This window comes from Streptomyces sp. S6, assembly GCF_054880855.1.
In genome coordinates this window covers 1-17,870 of sequence record NZ_JBTYMC010000130.1, presented here as the reverse complement: position 1 = coordinate 17,870, position 17,870 = coordinate 1, and the positions used below count along the sequence as shown (strand labels likewise).

The 17,870-nt window shown below is 71.5% G+C and carries 16 protein-coding genes and 1 pseudogene; 14 read left to right on the top strand and 3 right to left on the bottom strand.

Annotated elements, in window-relative coordinates:
- From ACVNF4_RS19300 to ACVNF4_RS19275, 6 genes are all read left to right on the top strand, one after another.
- The coding region (locus tag ACVNF4_RS19300) for a putative bifunctional diguanylate cyclase/phosphodiesterase (protein ID WP_461804087.1) at positions 1–2,016 on the top strand (2,016 nt) is incomplete at its 5' end.
- A 235-nt stretch (positions 2,017–2,251) separates the two neighbouring features.
- Positions 2,252–2,548 (top strand): Asp-tRNA(Asn)/Glu-tRNA(Gln) amidotransferase subunit GatC, encoded by a 297-nt coding sequence (gene gatC / locus ACVNF4_RS19295; protein ID WP_007266718.1) that lies wholly within the window; start codon positions 2,252–2,254, stop codon positions 2,546–2,548.
- A gap of 3 nt (positions 2,549–2,551) precedes the next feature.
- On the top strand, positions 2,552–4,045 hold the full coding sequence (gatA, locus tag ACVNF4_RS19290; RefSeq protein WP_461804086.1) for an Asp-tRNA(Asn)/Glu-tRNA(Gln) amidotransferase subunit GatA: 1,494 nt from the start codon (positions 2,552–2,554) through the stop codon (positions 4,043–4,045).
- Positions 4,042–4,284, top strand: coding sequence for a hypothetical protein (locus ACVNF4_RS19285; protein ID WP_461804085.1), 243 nt, complete (start codon positions 4,042–4,044; stop codon positions 4,282–4,284). The genes gatA and ACVNF4_RS19285 overlap by 4 nt, the downstream gene beginning before the upstream one ends.
- A 16-nt stretch (positions 4,285–4,300) precedes the next feature.
- The gene (gene gatB, locus ACVNF4_RS19280) at positions 4,301–5,818 is read left to right on the top strand and encodes an Asp-tRNA(Asn)/Glu-tRNA(Gln) amidotransferase subunit GatB (RefSeq protein WP_461804084.1); all 1,518 of its coding nucleotides are present in this window, start codon (positions 4,301–4,303) and stop codon (positions 5,816–5,818) included.
- Positions 5,819–5,953: 135 nt separating this feature from the next.
- Positions 5,954–6,235 (top strand): hypothetical protein, encoded by a 282-nt coding sequence (locus tag ACVNF4_RS19275; protein ID WP_461804089.1) that lies wholly within the window; start codon positions 5,954–5,956, stop codon positions 6,233–6,235.
- Here the strand turns inward: ACVNF4_RS19275 and ACVNF4_RS19270 are convergent.
- Complete coding sequence (locus ACVNF4_RS19270) at positions 6,201–7,862, bottom strand: acyltransferase family protein (protein ID WP_461804083.1); 1,662 nt, start codon at positions 7,860–7,862, stop codon at positions 6,201–6,203. The two genes, ACVNF4_RS19275 and ACVNF4_RS19270, sit on opposite strands and share 35 nt — an antisense overlap.
- Before the next feature lie 186 nt (positions 7,863–8,048).
- On the opposite strand from ACVNF4_RS19270, the gene ACVNF4_RS19265 reads away from it, so the two are divergent.
- The 6 genes from ACVNF4_RS19265 (at position 8,049) to ACVNF4_RS19240 (ending at position 13,178) form a co-directional block, all read left to right on the top strand.
- Positions 8,049–8,624, top strand: coding sequence for a GNAT family N-acetyltransferase (locus ACVNF4_RS19265; protein ID WP_461804082.1), 576 nt, complete (start codon positions 8,049–8,051; stop codon positions 8,622–8,624).
- Positions 8,582–9,160: a hypothetical protein gene (locus ACVNF4_RS19260; RefSeq protein ID WP_461804081.1), complete on the top strand. Its 579-nt coding sequence runs from the start codon at positions 8,582–8,584 to the stop codon at positions 9,158–9,160. The genes ACVNF4_RS19265 and ACVNF4_RS19260 overlap by 43 nt, the downstream gene beginning before the upstream one ends.
- Positions 9,161–9,340: 180 nt before the next feature.
- A complete protein-coding gene (locus ACVNF4_RS19255; RefSeq protein ID WP_461804080.1) occupies positions 9,341–9,511 on the top strand; it encodes a hypothetical protein in 171 nt (56 codons plus the stop codon).
- A 125-nt stretch (positions 9,512–9,636) separates the two neighbouring features.
- Complete coding sequence (locus ACVNF4_RS19250; protein WP_461804088.1) at positions 9,637–12,624, top strand: helix-turn-helix transcriptional regulator; 2,988 nt, start codon at positions 9,637–9,639, stop codon at positions 12,622–12,624.
- A 77-nt stretch (positions 12,625–12,701) separates the two neighbouring features.
- Complete coding sequence (locus tag ACVNF4_RS19245) at positions 12,702–12,956, top strand: type II toxin-antitoxin system RelE family toxin (RefSeq protein ID WP_461804079.1); 255 nt, start codon at positions 12,702–12,704, stop codon at positions 12,954–12,956.
- A 33-nt stretch (positions 12,957–12,989) separates the two neighbouring features.
- Positions 12,990–13,178, top strand: a complete 189-nt coding sequence (locus ACVNF4_RS19240) for a DUF6191 domain-containing protein (protein ID WP_461804078.1) — start codon at positions 12,990–12,992, stop codon at positions 13,176–13,178.
- A gap of 3 nt (positions 13,179–13,181) precedes the next feature.
- Here the strand turns inward: ACVNF4_RS19240 and ACVNF4_RS19235 are convergent, their stop codons facing one another.
- Together ACVNF4_RS19235 and ACVNF4_RS19230 are read right to left on the bottom strand one after the other, a co-directional pair.
- Positions 13,182–14,372, bottom strand: a complete 1,191-nt coding sequence (locus ACVNF4_RS19235; protein WP_461804077.1) for a PQQ-dependent sugar dehydrogenase — start codon at positions 14,370–14,372, stop codon at positions 13,182–13,184.
- Between the two features lie 43 nt (positions 14,373–14,415).
- Complete coding sequence (locus tag ACVNF4_RS19230; protein WP_461804076.1) at positions 14,416–15,411, bottom strand: aldo/keto reductase; 996 nt, start codon at positions 15,409–15,411, stop codon at positions 14,416–14,418.
- A gap of 76 nt (positions 15,412–15,487) precedes the next feature.
- On the opposite strand from ACVNF4_RS19230, the gene ACVNF4_RS19225 reads away from it, so the two are divergent.
- Both ACVNF4_RS19225 and ACVNF4_RS19220 read left to right on the top strand, forming a co-directional pair.
- A complete protein-coding gene (locus tag ACVNF4_RS19225) occupies positions 15,488–16,495 on the top strand; it encodes a 2-hydroxyacid dehydrogenase (protein ID WP_461804075.1) in 1,008 nt (335 codons plus the stop codon).
- Positions 16,496–16,904: 409 nt separating this feature from the next.
- A pseudogene (locus tag ACVNF4_RS19220) lies at positions 16,905–17,870 on the top strand (phosphodiesterase); the annotation flags it as partial.

Genomic DNA, 17,870 nt, shown 5'->3' with positions numbered 1-17,870 from the left:
CCGACGCTGCCCGCGATCGTCGTCGCGGCAGCCGCGCTCGCCCTCGGCGCCGGCCTCTGCACCGCCCTCACCGGCGGCCACGCCCTGTTCCCCGCCGGCACCCTCGGCTGGTCCCTCGCCCTCCTGACCGGCGTCATCGTCGGACACCTCGTCATGCTCGGCCGGGCCCGCTGGTGGGGCGGCACCGGGTCCGGCGGGGCCCTCACCCTCGCCGTCCTCCTCCAGTACGGCTGGGTCCCCGCCGGCCTCGTCAGCCTCACCGTCGTCGTCCTCGTCGGCATCGCCCGCCGGCACCGGTGGCGGCAGGGTGTGCTGCACGGCGCCGTCGACATCCTCGGCATCGGGGCGGGCGCGCTGGTGCTCGCCGGGTGCGGGCGGGTGCCGTCCGTCGAATCGCCCTGGGACCCGCAGACGTGGACGGTCTACACCGCGCCGGAGGTCGTCCTCGTCGCCGTCGCCTACCTCGCCGTCACGCGCGGACTCCTCTGGTCCCTGCGGACGCCCTCGAACGGCAAGCTGCCCACCGTCGCCCGGACGGCGCTGCTGCGACAGAGCATCGTCGCCGTCGCGCTGCTCGGGATCGCGCCGCTCGTGTGTGTCGTCGCGGACGCCGAACCGGTGCTGCTGCCGCTGTTCGCCATCCCGCTCATCGCCCTCGACTCCACGCTGTGGCTCGCCCGGACGCGGGCGGAGGAACAGCTGCGTGATCCGCTCACCGGGCTGCCGAACCGGCAGTGGCTGCTGGAGCGGATCTGGACGGCGCTGGACGACGCGGAGCGGATCGGGGCGCGGGCCGCGCTCATGCTGATCGACCTCGACCGGTTCCGGCACGTCAACGACACGCTCGGGCATCTCGCCGGGGACCGGCTGCTGCTCCAGATAGCGGACCGGCTGAAGGGAGCGCTCCCTCGCGGGGCGGAGGTGGCGCGGCTGGGCGGGGACGAGTTCGCGGTGCTGCTGCCGGTCGCCGACTCGACGACGTCCGCGACGCGGGTCGCGCGGGCGCTGGTGACGACGCTGAGCTCGCCGCTCGATCTCGACGGGCTGACGTTGGTCCTTGAGGCGAGTGCCGGGGTCGCCGTCTTCCCTGATCACGCCGGTGACGCGGAGGGGATGCTGCGGCGGGCCGATGTCGCGATGTACCAGGCGAAGCGGGACCGGACAGGGGTGGAGGTGTACGAGTCCAAGCGGGACTCCAACACGCCGGACCGGCTGGGGCTGCTGGGGGATCTGCGGCGGGCCCTCGACGCGCACGAGGTGCAGTTGCACTATCAGCCCAAGGTGCGGTTCGACGGGCAGGTGGCGGGGCTGGAGGCGCTGGTGCGGTGGGTGCATCCCGAGCGGGGGAAGGTGCCGCCGGACGAGTTCATCGCGATCGCCGAGTCGTCCGGGCTGATGCCGCAGCTCACGGAGTATGTGCTGGAGACGGCGCTGGAGCAGGTCGCGCGGTGGCGGGAGCAGGGGTTGAGGGTGCCGGTCGCGGTGAACGTGTCCCCGCGTGATGTGCACACGCCCGGGTTCGCCGGGGCCGTCGCCGCTCGGCTCGCCCGGCACGGGGTGCCTGCGGGGGCCTTGCAGTTGGAGATCACCGAGCATGTGCTGCTGGAGGATCCGCAGCGGGCCGCCGATACGCTCAACGGGCTGACCGGGCACGGGGTGAAGATGTCCCTCGACGACTTCGGGACGGGGTACTCGTCGCTCGTCCACCTTCGGCGGCTGCCGGTGAGTGAGCTGAAGATCGACCGGTCGTTCGTGGCTCGGCTGGCGGTGGACGCGGAGGACGCGGAGATCGTTCGGTGCACTGTCGATCTCGCGCATTCGTTGGGGTTGCTGGTGGTGGCGGAGGGGGTGGAGGACGACGAGACGTGGGAGCGGTTGCGGGATCTCGGGTGTGACGCGGTGCAGGGGTGGTTGGTCGCCGCGGCCATGCCTCCGGCGGAGACCACTGCCTGGCTCCGTGCGCGGGGGGTTCGGGGCTGGCAGCGTTCGCGAGCGGCGCTTCCGGCTGCGGATTGACCCACCCGCCCACCCGTTTCCAGTCACTTGAGAGGTGGACCTCTCCCGTGGAGGTGATCGCCGTCGTGGCTGGTCGCGCAGTTCCCCGCGCCCATCCCTGTGACGCCGTCCCCCTACAACTCCGCTCCTACGGCCCCGCCCCACAGGCGCCCGGTCGAAACCGTTTAACGCCCACGCACCCCCGCCCCCTAGGATTGGCCTCAAACCACACACACTCACCCCAGAGGAACGCTGCATGCCTGGCATTACGCGCGAGGAGGTCGCCCACCTCGCCCGGCTGGCGCGTCTGGAGCTGAAGAGCGAAGAGCTGGATCACTTCGCGGGACAGCTGGACGACATCATTGGCGCCGTTGCGCGTGTCAGTGAGGTCGCGGATCAAGACGTACCCCCGACCTCGCACCCGCTGCCGCTGACGAACGTCATGCGAGCGGACGAGGTCCGTCCCTCGCTCACCCCCGAGCAGGCGCTCTCCGGCGCCCCGGCCCAGGAGCAGCAGCGTTTCAAGGTGCCGCAGATCCTGGGGGAGGACTAAGAAGTGACTGAGATCATCAAGCTCACCGCGGCCGAGACGGCTGCGAAGATCGCGTCCGGCGAGCTGACCGCCGTACAGGTCACCGAGGCCCACCTGGCCCGTATCGAGGCCGTCGACGAGAAGGTGCACGCCTTCCTGCACGTCGACCGCGAGGGCGCCCTCGCCCAGGCCCGTGCCGTCGACGAGAAGAAGGCCAGGGGCGAGAAGCTCGGCCCCCTCGCCGGCGTCCCGCTCGCGCTGAAGGACATCTTCACGACCGAGGGGATCCCGACGACCGTCGGGTCGAAGATCCTCGAAGGGTGGATCCCGCCCTACGACGCGACGCTCACCAAGCGCCTGAAGGCCGCCGACGTCGTCATCCTCGGCAAGACCAACATGGACGAGTTCGCCATGGGGTCCTCCACCGAGAACAGCGCCTACGGCCCGACCGGCAACCCCTGGGACCTGACGAAGATCCCCGGCGGCTCCGGCGGCGGCTCGTCCGCGGCGCTCGCCGCGCACATGGCCCCCCTCGCGATCGGCACGGACACCGGCGGCTCGATCCGCCAGCCCGCCGCCGTCACCGGCACGGTCGGCGTGAAGCCGACGTACGGTGCCGTGTCGCGGTACGGCATGGTCGCGTTCTCCAGCTCCCTCGACCAGGGCGGCCCCTGCGCCCGCACGGTCCTGGACGCCGCCCTCCTGCACGAGGTCATCGCCGGCCACGACCCCCTGGACTCGACGTCGATCGACGCCCCCGTCCCGCCGGTCGTCGAGGCGGCTCGCAACGGCAGCGTCGCCGGGATGCGTGTCGGCGTCGTCAAGCAGTTCCGCGGCGAGGGCTACCAGGCCGGCGTCGTCCAGCGCTTCGACGAGTCCGTGGCGCTCCTCAAGGAACTGGGCGCGGAGATCGTCGAGCTGGACTGCCCGAGCTTCGACCTCGCGCTGTCGGCGTACTACCTGATCGCGCCGAGCGAGTGCTCCTCCAACCTCGCCCGCTTCGACGGCCTGCGCTACGGCCTGCGGACCGGCGACGACGGCACGCACTCGGCGGAGGAGGTCACCTCGATCACCCGCGCCGACGGCTTCGGCCCCGAGGTGAAGCGCCGGATCATCCTCGGCACGTACGCGCTGAGCAGCGGCTACTACGACGCCTACTACGGCAGCGCGCAGAAGGTCCGCACGCTCATCACGCGCGACTTCGAGAAGGCCTTCGAGCAGGTCGACGTCATCGTCTCGCCGACGACGCCCACCACCGCCTTCCCGATCGGCGAGCGCGCCGACGACCCGATGGCGATGTACCTGGCGGACCTGTGCACGATCCCGACGAACCTCGCGGGCAACGCGGCGATGTCCCTGCCGTGCGGTCTCGCGCCGGAGGACGGGCTGCCGGTCGGGCTCCAGATCATCGCGCCGGCCCTCAAGGACGACCGTCTTTACAAGGTCGGCGCCGCCGTCGAGGCCGCCTTCGTGGAAAAGTGGGGTCACCCGCTCCTGGAGGAGGCTCCGTCGCTGTGAGCAACGCACTGTCGAAGGCCAAGGGCTTCAAGAAGTCCAAGTCCGGCACGTACGTGTCCATCGCCACCACCGCGTTCGGCGCGTTCGGTGTCGCCAAGCAGATCAGGAAGGCCCGCGCCGAGCAGGACACCCTGCGGCTGATCGACGCCACCGTCTCCGCGGTCGCGATCGTCACCGGCCTCGCCATCCTGTACCGCGAGCTGAAGCGGCTGGGCGACGACGACGTCCTGCTGGGCTGAGAGGGAAGTTTTCACCGTGACCACCACGACCGACGAGTTGGTGTCGTACGAGGACGCCCTGGCGACGTACGACCCCGTCATGGGCCTTGAGGTCCATGTCGAACTCGGCACCAAGACCAAGATGTTCTGCGGCTGTTCGACCAGCCTCGGGCAGGACGCGAACACCCAGACCTGCCCGGTCTGCCTCGGACTGCCCGGCGCGCTGCCTGTCGTCAACGCGACCGGCGTCGAGTCCGCGATCAAGATCGGTCTCGCGTTGAACTGCGAGATCGCCGAGTGGTGCCGCTTCGCCCGGAAGAACTACTTCTATCCAGACATGCCGAAGAACTTCCAGACCTCCCAGTACGACGAGCCGATCGCCTTCGACGGCTACCTCGACGTGCAGTTGGAGGACGGCGAGACCTTCCGCGTGCAGATCGAGCGTGCGCACATGGAGGAGGACACCGGCAAGTCGACGCACGTCGGCGGCGCCACCGGCCGTATCCACGGCGCGTCCCACTCCCTGCTCGACTACAACCGCGCCGGCATTCCGCTCATCGAGATCGTCACCAAGCCGATCGAGGGCGCCGGTGAGCGTGCCCCCGAGGTGGCCCGCGCGTACGTCCGTGAGCTGCGCGAGCTGATCAAGGCGCTCGGCGTCTCCGAGGCCCGCATGGAGATGGGCCAGATGCGCTGCGACGTCAACCTGTCGCTGCGCCCGCACGGCCGGGAGAAGTTCGGCACCCGCAGCGAGACGAAGAACGTCAACTCGCTGCGGTCCGTCGAGCGCGCCGCCCGCTTCGAGATCATGCGGCACGCGGCCGTGCTGAACGGCGGCGGGACGATCGTCCAGGAGACCCGGCACTTCCACGAGGACACCGGGTCGACGACCTCGGGCCGCGTGAAGGAGGAGGCCGAGGACTACCGGTACTTCCCGGAGCCCGACCTCGTGCCGGTCGCCCCGTCCCGTGAGTGGGTCGAGGAAATCCGTGCCGGGCTCCCGGAGTTGCCGCTCGCCCGCCGTAACCGGCTGCTCGCCGAGTGGGGCATCTCCGGCACCGACATGCAGGCGATCCTCAACGCCGGCGCGCTCGACCTGATCGTCTCGACGATCGACGCCGGCGCCGACGCGGCCTCCGCCCGCAAGTGGTGGATGGGTGAGCTGGCCCGCAGCGCGAACGAGTCCCAGGTCTCCCTGGACGAGCTGGCGATCACCCCGGCGCAGGTCGCCCGGGTCACCGAACTCGTCACCAAGGGCGACCTCAACGACAAGTTGGCCCGACAGGTCATCGAGGGCGTCCTCGCGGGCGAGGGCACGCCGGACGAGGTCGTCGACAAGCGCGGCCTCAAGGTCGTCTCGGACGACGGTGCCCTCACCAAGGCCGTCGAGGAGGCCATCGCCGGGAACCCCGGTGTCGCCGACAAGATCCGCGGCGGCAAGGTCGCGGCGGCCGGCGCGCTGGTCGGTGCCGTGATGAAGGCGACGCGGGGTCAGGCGGACGCGGCTCGCGTCAAGGAACTGATCCTGGCGCAGCTGGGTGTGAGCGAGGGCTAGTCCCCGCGAACCCCGCAAGACCCGGCGAGTGGGGTGATATGGCAAGCGTCACGTCGTATCACCCCACTTCCATGTCCGCGTTGAGTGATCCGGGGGAGCGGACCCGTACTCCTCACCGTGACCACGCACCATCCCATGGACGCCTACGACGACGAGACGGACCTCGACGTGGACGACGCCCGCAGGGCCCGCTGGACGGCGACCGGCACCGGTGCCCTGCTGGCCCTCGCCGGTCTCGCCGCCGCACTGCTGCGGCTGGGCGGCCGGTCCTCCGCCCTCGTCCCGGCGGCGTTCGCCACCGGCGCCGCCGTCTGCGCCTTCGCCGCGTTCCTCGGCTCCCGCGGCCACACCCGGCGTGCACTGTGGCTGCTGATCCTGGGCGTCATGCTGATGGCGTTCGGGGACCAGGCACACTGACAGGCACCTGAACCAGCACCCCGGCCGCAACTTCCCCGGGCGCCACCTCCCTGACGTTCGTTCGCCCGGCCGCAGTCTCTCCGGGGCCTGCTTCTCCGGGCGCTGTCTCCCTGGCGTTCGTTTGCCCGGCCGCAGTCTCTCCGGGCCCCGCCTCCCTGGGCCCTGCCTCCCCGGCCCCCGGCGCCTTGGTCACCGTTTCCCTGGGCCTTGCCTCCCCGGCACCCGGCGCCCCGGCTCCCGGCACTCCGGCCACCGCTTCCCCGGCACCCGGTGCCCCGGGCCCCGTCTTCTCGGCGTTCGTTCGCACGGTCACCGCCTTCCCGGGCCTTGCCTCCCCGGCCACCGCTTCCCCGGCACCCCGTGCCCCGGCCCCCGGCACTCCGGCCACCGTTTCCCTGGGCCCCGTCTTCTCGGCGTTCGTTCGCCCGGCCACCGCCTCCCCGGCCCCTGACGCTCCGGTCACCGCCTCCCCGGGCCCCGCCTCCCCAGCCCCCGGCACCCCGGCCACCACCTCCCCCGGCCCCCGTGCCGCCGCGAGCCCCCGTGTGAGTCCCCTGCGCATCCACCGTCCGACCGGCCGCTCCACCCACCGCCAGATCCCGTACGACAGCAGCAGCATCACGGTCGTCACGACGGTCATGTTCCCCCAGTGGCCGAGGGCGGGGACGTGCCGGGTGAGGCCTTTGGCGAGGGGGAAGCCGAGGCTGGTGTGGATGAGGTAGAAGGGGTAGGTCAGGGCGCCGGCCGGCATCAGCCAGCGCCAACTGATGTTCCGCAGCGGGCCGATGGTGGCCAGCATGAGGACGCCGAGGAACGCCGTCAGGAGCAGGGCGCACAGGCTCCAGGAGACGGTACGGGTGCTGCCGGGCGCGGCCATGTGCCAGTCGACGCGTATCTGGAGCACGCTGAGCTGGTACGCCCACGCCATCCCCAGCAGGGTCCACAGCATCAGGTTCCGCCCGAAACGGAACATCAGATAGAGCGCGATCCCGGCGACGAACAACCCCGCGTAACCGCTCAGGACGAACTGGTCGAGCAGTTTGTTCTGCGTGGAGTGCGTGACGTACGCGGCGACCAGCCAGACCGTGCAGAAGCCGAGCAGCCTCTCGTAGGTCGCGCCGAACTTCAGCACGATCGCCATCAGCAGATAGAAGCGCGCCTCCAGATCGAGCGTCCAGGCGACCCCGGTGAGCAGATCGGCGTTCAACGGTCCCGGGAACATCGTCAGGTTGGCGAGCACGTTCCGCGGGTGCAGGTCCTCCGGAAGGCTGTCGGACTTCTGGGGGAACACCGCGAGGCGGGTGACGAGCAGCACGATCACCGCCCAGTACGCGGGGAAGAGCCGGGACAGCCGCGAGACCGCGAACTCGCCCGGCGTGCGCCCCCACGCGCTCATACAGATCACGAACCCGCTGATCAGGAAGAACATCTCGACCCCGAGCCAGCCGTACATCGAGGCGCGGTGCACGGTGTACGCGAAGTCCCGGGGGGCCTCGCCCCAGATGCTCGGAAAGTTCTGGCCGAAGTAGTGGAAACAGGCGACCGCGAGCGCCGCCGCGAGGCGCAGCCCGTCGACGAGTGCGAGCCGTGGCGGCCGGTCGGGTCCGTTCGACTGACGGATGGACATGTTCCCCCTGAAGACATGCTGTGTTCGATTCCGCTTACGGGTGTGAGATCCGTGAGCGGCGCGATGGTTGTTTCCTGAGCGGGAGCTGTTACGTCCCTGTGACGAGGCGAGGGGTACCCCGCCGCCGGATCCGGTGGACGTGAGAGGGTCGTCCCGACGCTGGACGCACGGGGAAAAGGGAGCGGAATGTACGGGGTGTCACTGGGGGACGACGGGGCCGAGCTGAGGCCTCTTGAGACGTGGCACGCCGAGGAGTTGCTCGCCCACTTCGACCGGGGGCGCGAGCACATCGGCCAGTTCATCGGCTTCGGCTCGCGCGAGACGGACGTCGACTCCACCCGCGCGCTGCTGAAACGGTACGCCGACAAACGCGTCGAGGACTCCGGGAGCCTGCACGGCATCTGGTACGACGGGAAGCTCGTCGGAGGCGTTCTGTTCCGTACGTTCGACGCGGTCACCGGCGTCTGCGAGGTCGGCTGCTGGCTGGAGCCGGCCGCCGTCGGCAAGGGCCTCGTCACGCGCGCCATGCACGTCCTGATCGACTGGGCCGTCCTCGAACGCGGCATGCACCGCGTCGAATGGCACGCCGCCTCCGGCAACACCCCCAGCCTCGACGTGGCCCGCCGCCTCGGCATGCGCCGGGACGGTGTCCTGCGCGGCAGCCACCTCCACAAGGGCGAGCGGCACGACGTCGAGATCTGGTCCCTCCTCGCCCCGGAATGGCACGCCACGCGCGCGCGTGCCGCTCACAAGGATCGTTAAGAAACCTCTCAGAGAGGCTCCGTACCGTGCCGGACATGGAAACGAAGGCAGAAGACAAGGTCGCCGTCGAGGACGACATCCCCGAGGACGACGGTGACGTCGAGCTGCTCGAAGCGGGTGGCGAGGGTCAGGAGAAGGAGCCCTCGTTCGTCGGGCAGGGCGCCGGGGCCGTCGTCTCCGCCGTGCTCGGGTTCGTGTCGCTGAGCGGGAGCTGGATCGGGACGGTCGCGTCCGCGCGGGAGACGCTCATCGGGCAGCTCCAGACGTCGTCGAGCGCGAGTGTCGCGAAGCAGGTCAAGGAGGTGTACGGGGACGCGTGGAAGACCAGCGCGCTGTGGGCCGGGCTCTTCGCCCTGTTCGCCCTCGCCACCGCCGTCGTCGTCCTGATGCGCCCCGCTTTCGGCGTCCCGGGGAAGGCGCAGCCCGCGTGGATCAAGTCGGTCGCCTGGGGCGGTGTCGCGCTCGGGGTGATCGGCCTGCTGCTGGCCGTCCTCAAGTACAGCGACGCGATTCTGGGTCTGCCGTCCACGAGCTGAGATCCGTATGAGGGCCCTTAGGGGCCGCCGTAGGTACTTACGGCGGCCCCTAAGGGCCCTCTTCCCGTTTCTAAGGCCCCCCCGCGCGCGGGGAGATGCGGAACTCTCCCGATGTGCCGGACCCCCTCCGCGAGAGAGGCTTGAGGACGTCAAGAGAGCACGAAGAAACGGGAGTTCCCCATGTTCCAGTTCGAGGCCCACCAGCTCCGCTCCGCCGAACTCGTCCGCCGCGCGGACTACGAGCGCCTGGTCAACGAGGCCGTACGCGCCCGGAGGGAGGGCGTACAGGATGCCGCCGAGCACTCCGATACGGGCCGCCTCCTGCGTCACCGGTTCACCAGGGCGGCATGAACACGGCGGAAGGGGGAGGGCGTACGGGGGTCGCCCTCCCCTCCGTCGTCGCCGCGTCCGGCGCTGTCGTGTCCGGCATTGTCGTGTCCGCGATAACCAGTGGGGTGTTGTCAGTCCCCTGTGCGATGCTCGGCAACGTGCAGATGAGGTCGGTGAGTCCCGTGTTCGTCGGCCGAGCGGATGAGCTCGGCACGCTGAACAACGCCTTGTCGCGGGCGGCGGCGGGGGAGCCGCAGGCGCTGGTCGTCGGGGGAGAGGCAGGCGTCGGCAAGACGCGGCTCGTGGAGGAGTTCGGCGTGCTCGCCGAGCGCCAGGGAGCCGTCGTCGCGCTCGGCGGCTGCGTCGAGATCGGGGCCGACGGGCTGCCGTTCGCCCCCTTCTCCACCGCCCTGCGCGCCCTGCGCCGCGCCCTGCCGGAGGAGTTGGCGGCAGCCGCCGCCGGCCAGGAGGACGAACTGGCGAGGCTCCTGCCCGAACTCGGCGAGACCGCGCCCGGCCGGCACGACGAGGAGGGCCTGGCGAGGCTCTTCGAGCTGACCGCCCGCCTCCTGGAGCGCGTCGCCGCCGAGCGCACGGTCGTCGTGGTCATCGAGGACCTCCACTGGGCCGACACCTCCACGCGCCACCTCCTGTCGTACCTCTTCCGCACGCTGCGCACGGGCCGCCTGCTCGTCCTCGCCACCTACCGCAGCGACGACATCCACCGCCGCCACCCCCTGCGCCCCCTCCTCGCCGAACTGGACCGGCTGCGCACGGTCCGCCGCATCGAACTCGCCCGCTTCACGCGCGACGAGGTCGGCCGCCAGATCGCCGGGATCCTCGCCACCGAACCCGACCCCGCGCAGGTCGACGAGATCTTCCACCGCTCCGACGGCAACGCCTTCTTCGTCGAGGAACTGGCCGTCGCCTGCTCCGGCGTCTGCCGCCCGAGCCTCACGGACTCCCTGCGGGACCTGCTGCTCGTCCGCGTCGAGGCCCTGCCCGACCACGCCCAGCGCGTCGTGCGGATCACCGCCGAGGGCGGTTCGACCGTCGAACACCCGCTGCTCGCGGCCGTCGCGGGCCTGTCCGAGGACGACCTGATCGAGGCCCTGCGCGCGGCCGTCGGCGCCAGCATCCTGCTCGCCACCCCCAGCGGCGACGGCTACCGCTTCCGGCACGCGCTGGTCCGCGAGGCCGTCGGGGACGACCTGCTGCCCGGCGAGCGCTCCCGGCTGAACCGGCGGTACGCCGAGGCCCTGGAGGCCGACCCCGGCCTCGTCCCCGCCGACCAGCGGGCCACCCGCCTGGCCAGCTACTGGTACCACGCGCACGACCCGGCGAAGGCCCTCCCCGCGGTCCTCGACGCCGCGGTGGAGACCCGCTCCCGGCACGCCTACAGCGAGCAACTGCGGCTCCTGGAGCGGGCGATGGAGCTGTGGGACACGGCGCCGGGGGAGGTGCGCGAGAAGCTCCGGCCCGCCGACTACGCCGAGGTGTACCCCCCGTGCGGCTGCGACCCCGAGACGACCCCCCTGCGCTACCTGGACCTGATGGCCGAGGCCGCGGTGGCCGGGCGGCTGTCGGGGGAGCGGGAGCGCGCCCTGAAGATCACGAAGCGGGCGCTGCGCCTGCTGGCGGACGACCCGGACCCGCTGCGGGAGGCCTGGTTCTGGGTGCAGCGCTCCAAGCTGGTCACCGCGCTGTCCCGGGGTGACGGCTGGGAGGAGCTGGCCACCGCCCAGGAACTGGTGCGGGGGCTGCCGCCGTCGGAGGTGCACGCCGAGGTGCTGGCCGCCTCCGCGGGCTGGTCGATGCTCCACGAGCCGGGGCCGGACGCCGTCACCGCCGCCGAGCGGGCCGTCGAGTACGCGCGCATGCTCGGCGCCGAGGACATCGAGTTCCACGCCCGCCTCGACCTCGGCGGCCTCATGGTCGGCGCCGGGGACATCGAGGCGGGGCTCGCGCAGATGCGGGAGGTCCTGGAGCGGGGGCAGGAGCGCGGGCTGCTGACGGAGGCCGGGCGCGCGCACATCAACCTGCCGTCCGCGCTGGAGGGTGTGGGCCGGTCCGCCGAGGCCGTCGCGCTGCTGCGGGAAGGGCAGCGGTCGGTCGAGGAGTGGGGGCTGCGCAACAACGAGCCGTGGATCTGGGCCAACTTCGCGGAGTCCCTGATCTCCCTCGGGCAGTGGGACGAGGCGCTGGAGGCGGCGCTGCGGGTCAGCCGGGTCACGCAGGCGGCGAAGCCGCGCGGCGCGGGCCACGGCTTCCTCGCGCAGCTCGCGCTGGCGCGGGGGCGGACCACCGACGCGGCCCGGCACATCGCCGAGGGCCGTGCGTCCTTCGGGCCGCACGACCGGATGCCGCAGTACGTCTTCCCCTTCGCGACCCTCACGCTCACCCTCGCCGCCGCCGAGGGCCGGACCGCCGACGCCCGCACGGAACTGACCCGCGTCCTGGACGACGGTCTCGCCCCGCACGTCCACCGTGACGTCTGGCCCCTGCTGCGCGCCGCCGCGACCGTCGAGGCTCAGGCGCGGGAGGCTTCACCGGAGCAGGTGCGGCTCATCCGGGAGACGGCACGCAGGCTGGCCACACCGGCGCCCGTCTGGCACGCGCACGACCTGTGGGTGCGGGCGGAGCTGCACCGCGCGGAGGGGCGGGACACGGCCGACGAGTGGTCGGACGTCGTCACCGCCTTCGAGTGCCTGGAGCGCCCCTACGACCTGGCACTGGCCCGCTACCGCCTCGCGGAGACACTGATCGTCTCCGGCCGGGACGACGAGCGCGCCCGCGCGGCGGAACTGTTGAGGCTGGTCCGAGCGATGGCCGACCACCTGAAGGCCCGCCCCCTCTCCGAATCCACCGACCTCCTCTCCCAGCGCGCCCGCCTCTCCCTCACCGCACCCCCCACCCCCACCGACTCCCTCGGCCTCACCACCCGCGAACACGACGTCCTCCGCCTCGTCGCCGCCGGCCGCACCAACCGCCAGATCGCCGAGGAACTCTTCATCTCCCCCAAGACCGCCAGCGTCCACGTCTCCAACATCCTGGCGAAGCTGTCGGTGTCGAGCCGGGGGGAGGCGGCGGCGGTGGCGCATCGGATGGGGTTGTTCGCGGTGGGGGCGGGCTGAGTGTTCGACCCGAGCGGGACGGAGCGTGTTCAGATGCGCGACACTGGAAGCAGCCATGCGCCCTGGAGGGAGCTGTGTTGTACCAGATCCAGTTCACTGAACAAGCCGCAGCGCAGCGAGATGCCCTATCTGAGGACCGGCGCAAGCTCTTGGAGCGCGGGCTTCTCAAGCTGGCCGAAGATCCCTTCACCCCGGTTTCGCAGGCCGTGAGCGGTGAGGACATCCGGGTGGTGTCTGTCGCTCCCGGCCTCGCCGTCGACTACATGGTGCACAGGGCGTTCTTGATCCTGGTGTCCGTGGTGATTCTCGACAAGTCGCTGCTCGACGAGTAGACGACCACCTCGACGCGACCCGGAGGGATCACGATGTTCAACGCCTTCGAGGAACTCTTCTCCCCGGGTCGCAAGCACACGCAGGACGAGCAGAACCGGCTGGAGCTGACGCGGGAGGATGTGGGGGACGGGGATCCGGGGAGGGGGCCGATAGATCTGTCGTCGGGGAAGGTGACGGTGCGGGTGGCTCGGGTGGAGGAGGAGCCGGAGGGCGAGGACTGAGGGTCAGGTCACCGTCAGTTCCAGGATGCGGTCGTCGCCGGTGTGGGGGGTGCCTCGGCCGTCGGTGTTGCTGGTGGTCACCCAGAGTTTGCCGGCGCCGGCTGCGATGACGGTGCGGAGGCGGCCGTACCGCCGGTCCAGGAATGCCTGGGGGGCGGCGGAGGCGTCCGTGCCGTTCAGGGGGATGCGCCAGAGGCGCTGGCCGCGCAGGCCCGCCATCCAGAGGGAGCCCTCGGCGTAGGCGATGCCGCTGGGGGAGGCGTCGGAGGTGGGCCATTTCGCGAGGGGGTTGCGGTACTCGGGGTTGTCGGAGGTGCCTTCCGCCTCGGGCCAGCCGTAGTTGCCGCCGGGGACGATCGCGTTCAGTTCGTCCCAGGTGTTCTGGCCGAACTCGGCGGCGAACAGGCGCTGTCGGGAGTCCCAGGCGAGGCCCTGCACGTTGCGGTGGCCGTAGGAGTAGACGGCGGAGTCGGGGAAGGGGTTGCCGGGTGCGGGCTCGCCCTCGGGCGTGAGGCGCAGGATCTTGCCGCCGAGGGACTTCAGGTCCTGGGAGAGCCCGGTGTCACCGGATTCCCCGGTGCCCGCGTACAGCATGCCGTCCGGCCCGAACGCGATCCGCCCGCCGTTGTGGATCCGCCCCTTGGGGATCCCCTTGAACACCGTGTCGGGCGCCCCCAGCCGCTGCCCCGCCGCCCGCTGTCCGTCGTACCGCATCCGCACGATCCGGTTGTCCGACGCGGACGTGAAGTACGCGTACACCATCCGGTCATCGGCGAACCCCGGCGACAGCGCAAGCCCGAGCAGCCCACCCTCCCCAGCGGCCGACACTCCGGGCACCGCCCCCACTTCGCTCTTCTGCCCGTCCGCCCCGACGAGCGTGATCGTCCCCTCGTCCCGGGACCCCACCAGCAACCCCCCACCGGGAATCGCCGCCACCCCCCAAGGCGACTTCAGCCCCTCGGCGACGGTCCGCACCACCCGCACGCTCCCCTTCGCGGGAGGCACACTCCCCTGCGGAACCCCGGACGGACCCACGGCAGCCGACGACGACCCCCCGGCCGACGGCCCGCTCCCCGAGGACCCCCCGGACGAACACCCCGCCCCCAGCAGCAGCGTCCCCACCGCCACCCCGGCCACCACACCTCGACGTCCCACGATCCCGGCCCCTTCCAGACGGCGGCTCCTACCTGTCATACACGCCAGACGTCCCACAAGTTCCCGATCCGGCACACGGAACTCAGTCCCACGACCCCAACGCCCCCGGCAGCGAAGCCACTTCGGCAAGGTCCTCCGGCGTGAGCCGGATCTCCGACGCCCCCGTGTTCTCGGCGACCCAGCGTTCCTGTTTGGCGCCGGGGAGGGCGATGACGTGGGGGCCCTGGGTGAGGACCCAGGCGAGGGCGATCTGGGCGATGGTGGCTTCGTGGCGGGCGGCGACGCGGCGGAGGCCGGCGATGATCGGCTGGTTGGCGGCCATCATCTCGGCGGTGAAGCGGGGGTGGTGGGCGCGCATGTCGTCGGGCTCGAAGCCCTGGCCGGGGGTGAGGGTGCCGGTGAGGTAGCCGTTGCCCAGCGGCATGGCGGCGAGGAAGGTGATGTCGCGGGAGGCGCACCAGGGAAGGAGCGAGGTGAGGGCCTCCGGGGACCAGACCGACAGCTCCGCCTGGACGGCGCTGACGGGGAACACCTGCTGGACGCGCGTCAACTGACGGATCGTCGGTTCGTGGAGGGGGGCGGCGGGGCCGGAGCGCCGTCCGCCTCGGGCGCCCAGCGCGCAGAGGCCGAGGGCGCGTACCTTGCCCGCCTGGACCAGCTCGGCCATCGCGCCCCAGGTCTCCTCGACGGGGATCTCGGGGTCCGCGCGGTGGAGCTGGTAGAGGTCGATGACGTCGGTCTGGAGCCGCCGCAAGGACGCGTCGCACGCCCGGCGGACGTACCCGGGCCGTCCGTTGGCGACGATGTGGTCCCCGGCCAGCAGCCCGACCTTCGTCGCGACGAACGCGTCCCCGCGCCGCTCCTTCACCACCCGCCCCACCAGCAGTTCGTTGGTGAACGGGCCGTACATGTCGGCGGTGTCCAATAAGGACGAACCCGCGTCCAGCGCCCGGTGCACCGCTCTCGCCGACTCGTCGCCCCGTCGCCGCGATCCGCTGTACCCCCAGCTCATCGGCATGCACCCGAGTCCGACGGCCCCCGCCGAGAGCGCGCCGGCGCCGATCGTCCTGCGCTCCACCTGCCCCTGACCCTCCCTGTCCTGACCCTCAAACCTAACCTCTGCGCACCCGCGCTCCTGACATAGCCTCCTGCCCATGACTGACGACACCGCACGTCACAGCGTTCAAGCACCCCCCACGGACGCCCCGGACGTCTGGCTCTCCATCCCGCCGGACGAGATCGAGGGCCTGCCAAAAGGCCCCAACTACCTCTTCTGGGACGGCGGCCCGGACGGCACCCAGCCCTACCCCGGCGACCCCGAGCGCTGCGGCGTCTACGTCGTCCCCTACATGAAGGCCCAGTCGGTCCGCGTCGGTCCCCTGGCCGCCATGACCAACGTCCGCCTGATCCAGACCCTCACCGCCGGTGTGGACGACGTCCTGCCCCAGGTCGGTCAACTGCCGCCCGGCGTGCAACTGTGCAACGCCCGGGGCGTCCACGAGACCAGCACCGCCGAACTCGCCCTCACCCTCACCCTCGCCTCCCTGCGCGGCATCCCCGGCTTCGTCCGCGCGCAGGACCGCCAGGAGTGGTCCGGCGGCTTCCACCCCGCCCTCGCCGACCGCACCGTCCTCATCCTCGGCTACGGCGCGATCGGCGCGGCCATCGAGGACCGGCTCGCGCCGTTCGAGCTCGCGCGGGTGGTGCGGGTCGCGCGCGCCGGGCGCACGACGGAGCGCGGACCGGTGCATTCCATCGGGGAGCTGCCGGAACTGCTTCCGCTCGCGGACGTCGTCATCGTGGTGACGCCGCTCACGCAGAGCACTCACAGGCTCGTCAATGAGTCGTTTCTCGGCCGTATGAAGGACGGCGCACTGTTGGTCAACGTGGCGCGTGGGGCGGTCGTGGACACCAAGGCGCTTCTCGCGGAGCTGGAGTCGGGGCGGCTGACGGCCGCGCTGGACGTCACCGACCCCGAGCCGCTGCCGCCGGGCCACCCGTTGTGGAGCGCGCCGGGTGTCCTGATCAGTCCGCACGTCGGCGGCCCGAGCAGCGCTTTTCTGCCACGCGCCAAGAGGTTGCTGGTTGAACAGCTGGTTCGATATGTGAACCGGGAGCCTCTGCGGAACGTGATCCTCACGACGGGCGCGGCAGGCGAGTAACCCCATTCAGGTACCCTCCGCAGTCCTCCGGACGCGGGGTGTACCGGCATCGCCGCTGGTCGTCACGGAGCGTAGAGAGACTATGTCCCTGAGTGACGAGACTGGTGTATCGTCCCGGACAGGGGCTGCGCCACGCACATTCGGCGCCGGGGAGATGGACGTTCACGGATTTGTGAGGGGGGCGACGGGCGATGCACGGCCTACGGGCGACCGATCCGACGCGGCGAGGCCGCCGACGGCGACCCTGGAGCACCGCGGCACACAGAAACGGCGAGTACGGCGGCCACCCCACCGGCGGCCACACCACCGCACACCGCAACCGGAACAGCGCATCCCGCACCGGCATCGACCACCCGCCCCACACCGGTGACCACCGGCACCCGGGGCCGAAGCAGACCGGGAGGCCCTGGTGAACGCGCCGCCCTCCGCCATGACGACGACGCTCGAAGAGATGCTGCGCCCGCACCCCGCACCAGGGGCGTCGCGGCCCCGGCCCCCGGCCCCCGGCCCGAACCGCACCCTGATCCACCAACTCCTCATCGCCGCGGTCTGCGCGGGCTACGCCGTCGGCTCCGCACTCGGCTGGGGCTCCCCGCAACTCGCCCTGATCATGGGAGACTTCGGCCTCGGCGCGGCGGCCGGCACCGCCGCCGTCTCCTGCTTCCTCTACGCGCGCAGCCGGCACATCCGCTTTCGACCGGCCTGGCTGCTGTTCGCCCTGTCCTCCGCGATGGCCTCCCTCGGCAACCTCGTCTGGGGCTGGTACGAGGTCGTCCTGGACGTCCGGGTCCCGAGCCCGAGCTACGCCGACCTGTTCTTCCTGTGCTTCGCCCCGCCCGCCATCGTCGGTCTCCTGGTGCTCGCCACCCGGCCCGTCTCCAAGGCCGGCTGGGTCTGCCTCGCCCTGGACGCCTGGCTGATCGCCGGCTCGCTGCTGACGCTCTCCTGGAGCCTCGCGCTCGCCCAGGCCGCCAAGTTCGACGGCCCGAGCGTCGCCCACACCGCGCTGTCCCTGGCCTATCCGCTGCTGGACATCGCGCTGGTCAGCATGGTCCTCGTCCTGCACTTCCGCAGGTCCGCCGTGAACCGCGCCGCCGTCAACACCGCCGTCGGCGCCCTCGCGCTCACCGTCATGTGCGACGCGCTGTTCACCTCCCCGCTGCTGCACCACGAGTACCGCTCGGGCCAACTCCTCGACGCGGGCTGGTTCGCCGGCTCCCTGCTGCTGGCCTACGCCCCCTGGGCCGCCGCCCGCTCGCAGGCCGAGAGCCCCGGCGGACTGTGGGGCGGCCAGTACGGCGGCCACCCCCGCGTCGTCCACGAACACATCCCGGGCCGCGCCACGCCCCCGGCCTTCGACCACCCGAGGCCGCAG

Excerpts from the sequence above, each read along its gene's own strand:
- ACVNF4_RS19255 (WP_461804080.1), top strand. The coding sequence starts at position 9,341 with ATGTTCCAGTTCGAGGCCCACCAGCTCCGCTCCGCCGAACTCGTCCGC.
- ACVNF4_RS19265 (WP_461804082.1), top strand. The coding sequence starts at position 8,049 with ATGTACGGGGTGTCACTGGGGGACGACGGGGCCGAGCTGAGGCCTCTT.
- ACVNF4_RS19240 (WP_461804078.1), top strand. The coding sequence starts at position 12,990 with ATGTTCAACGCCTTCGAGGAACTCTTCTCCCCGGGTCGCAAGCACACG.
- ACVNF4_RS19250 (WP_461804088.1), top strand. The coding sequence starts at position 9,637 with ATGCTCGGCAACGTGCAGATGAGGTCGGTGAGTCCCGTGTTCGTCGGC.
- ACVNF4_RS19260 (WP_461804081.1), top strand. The coding sequence starts at position 8,582 with ATGGCACGCCACGCGCGCGCGTGCCGCTCACAAGGATCGTTAAGAAAC.
- ACVNF4_RS19275 (WP_461804089.1), top strand. The coding sequence starts at position 5,954 with ATGGACGCCTACGACGACGAGACGGACCTCGACGTGGACGACGCCCGC.
- ACVNF4_RS19235 (WP_461804077.1), bottom strand. The coding sequence starts at position 14,372 with ATGACAGGTAGGAGCCGCCGTCTGGAAGGGGCCGGGATCGTGGGACGT.
- ACVNF4_RS19225 (WP_461804075.1), top strand. The coding sequence starts at position 15,488 with ATGACTGACGACACCGCACGTCACAGCGTTCAAGCACCCCCCACGGAC.
- ACVNF4_RS19270 (WP_461804083.1), bottom strand. The coding sequence starts at position 7,862 with ATGTCCATCCGTCAGTCGAACGGACCCGACCGGCCGCCACGGCTCGCA.
- gatC (WP_007266718.1), top strand. The coding sequence starts at position 2,252 with ATGCCTGGCATTACGCGCGAGGAGGTCGCCCACCTCGCCCGGCTGGCG.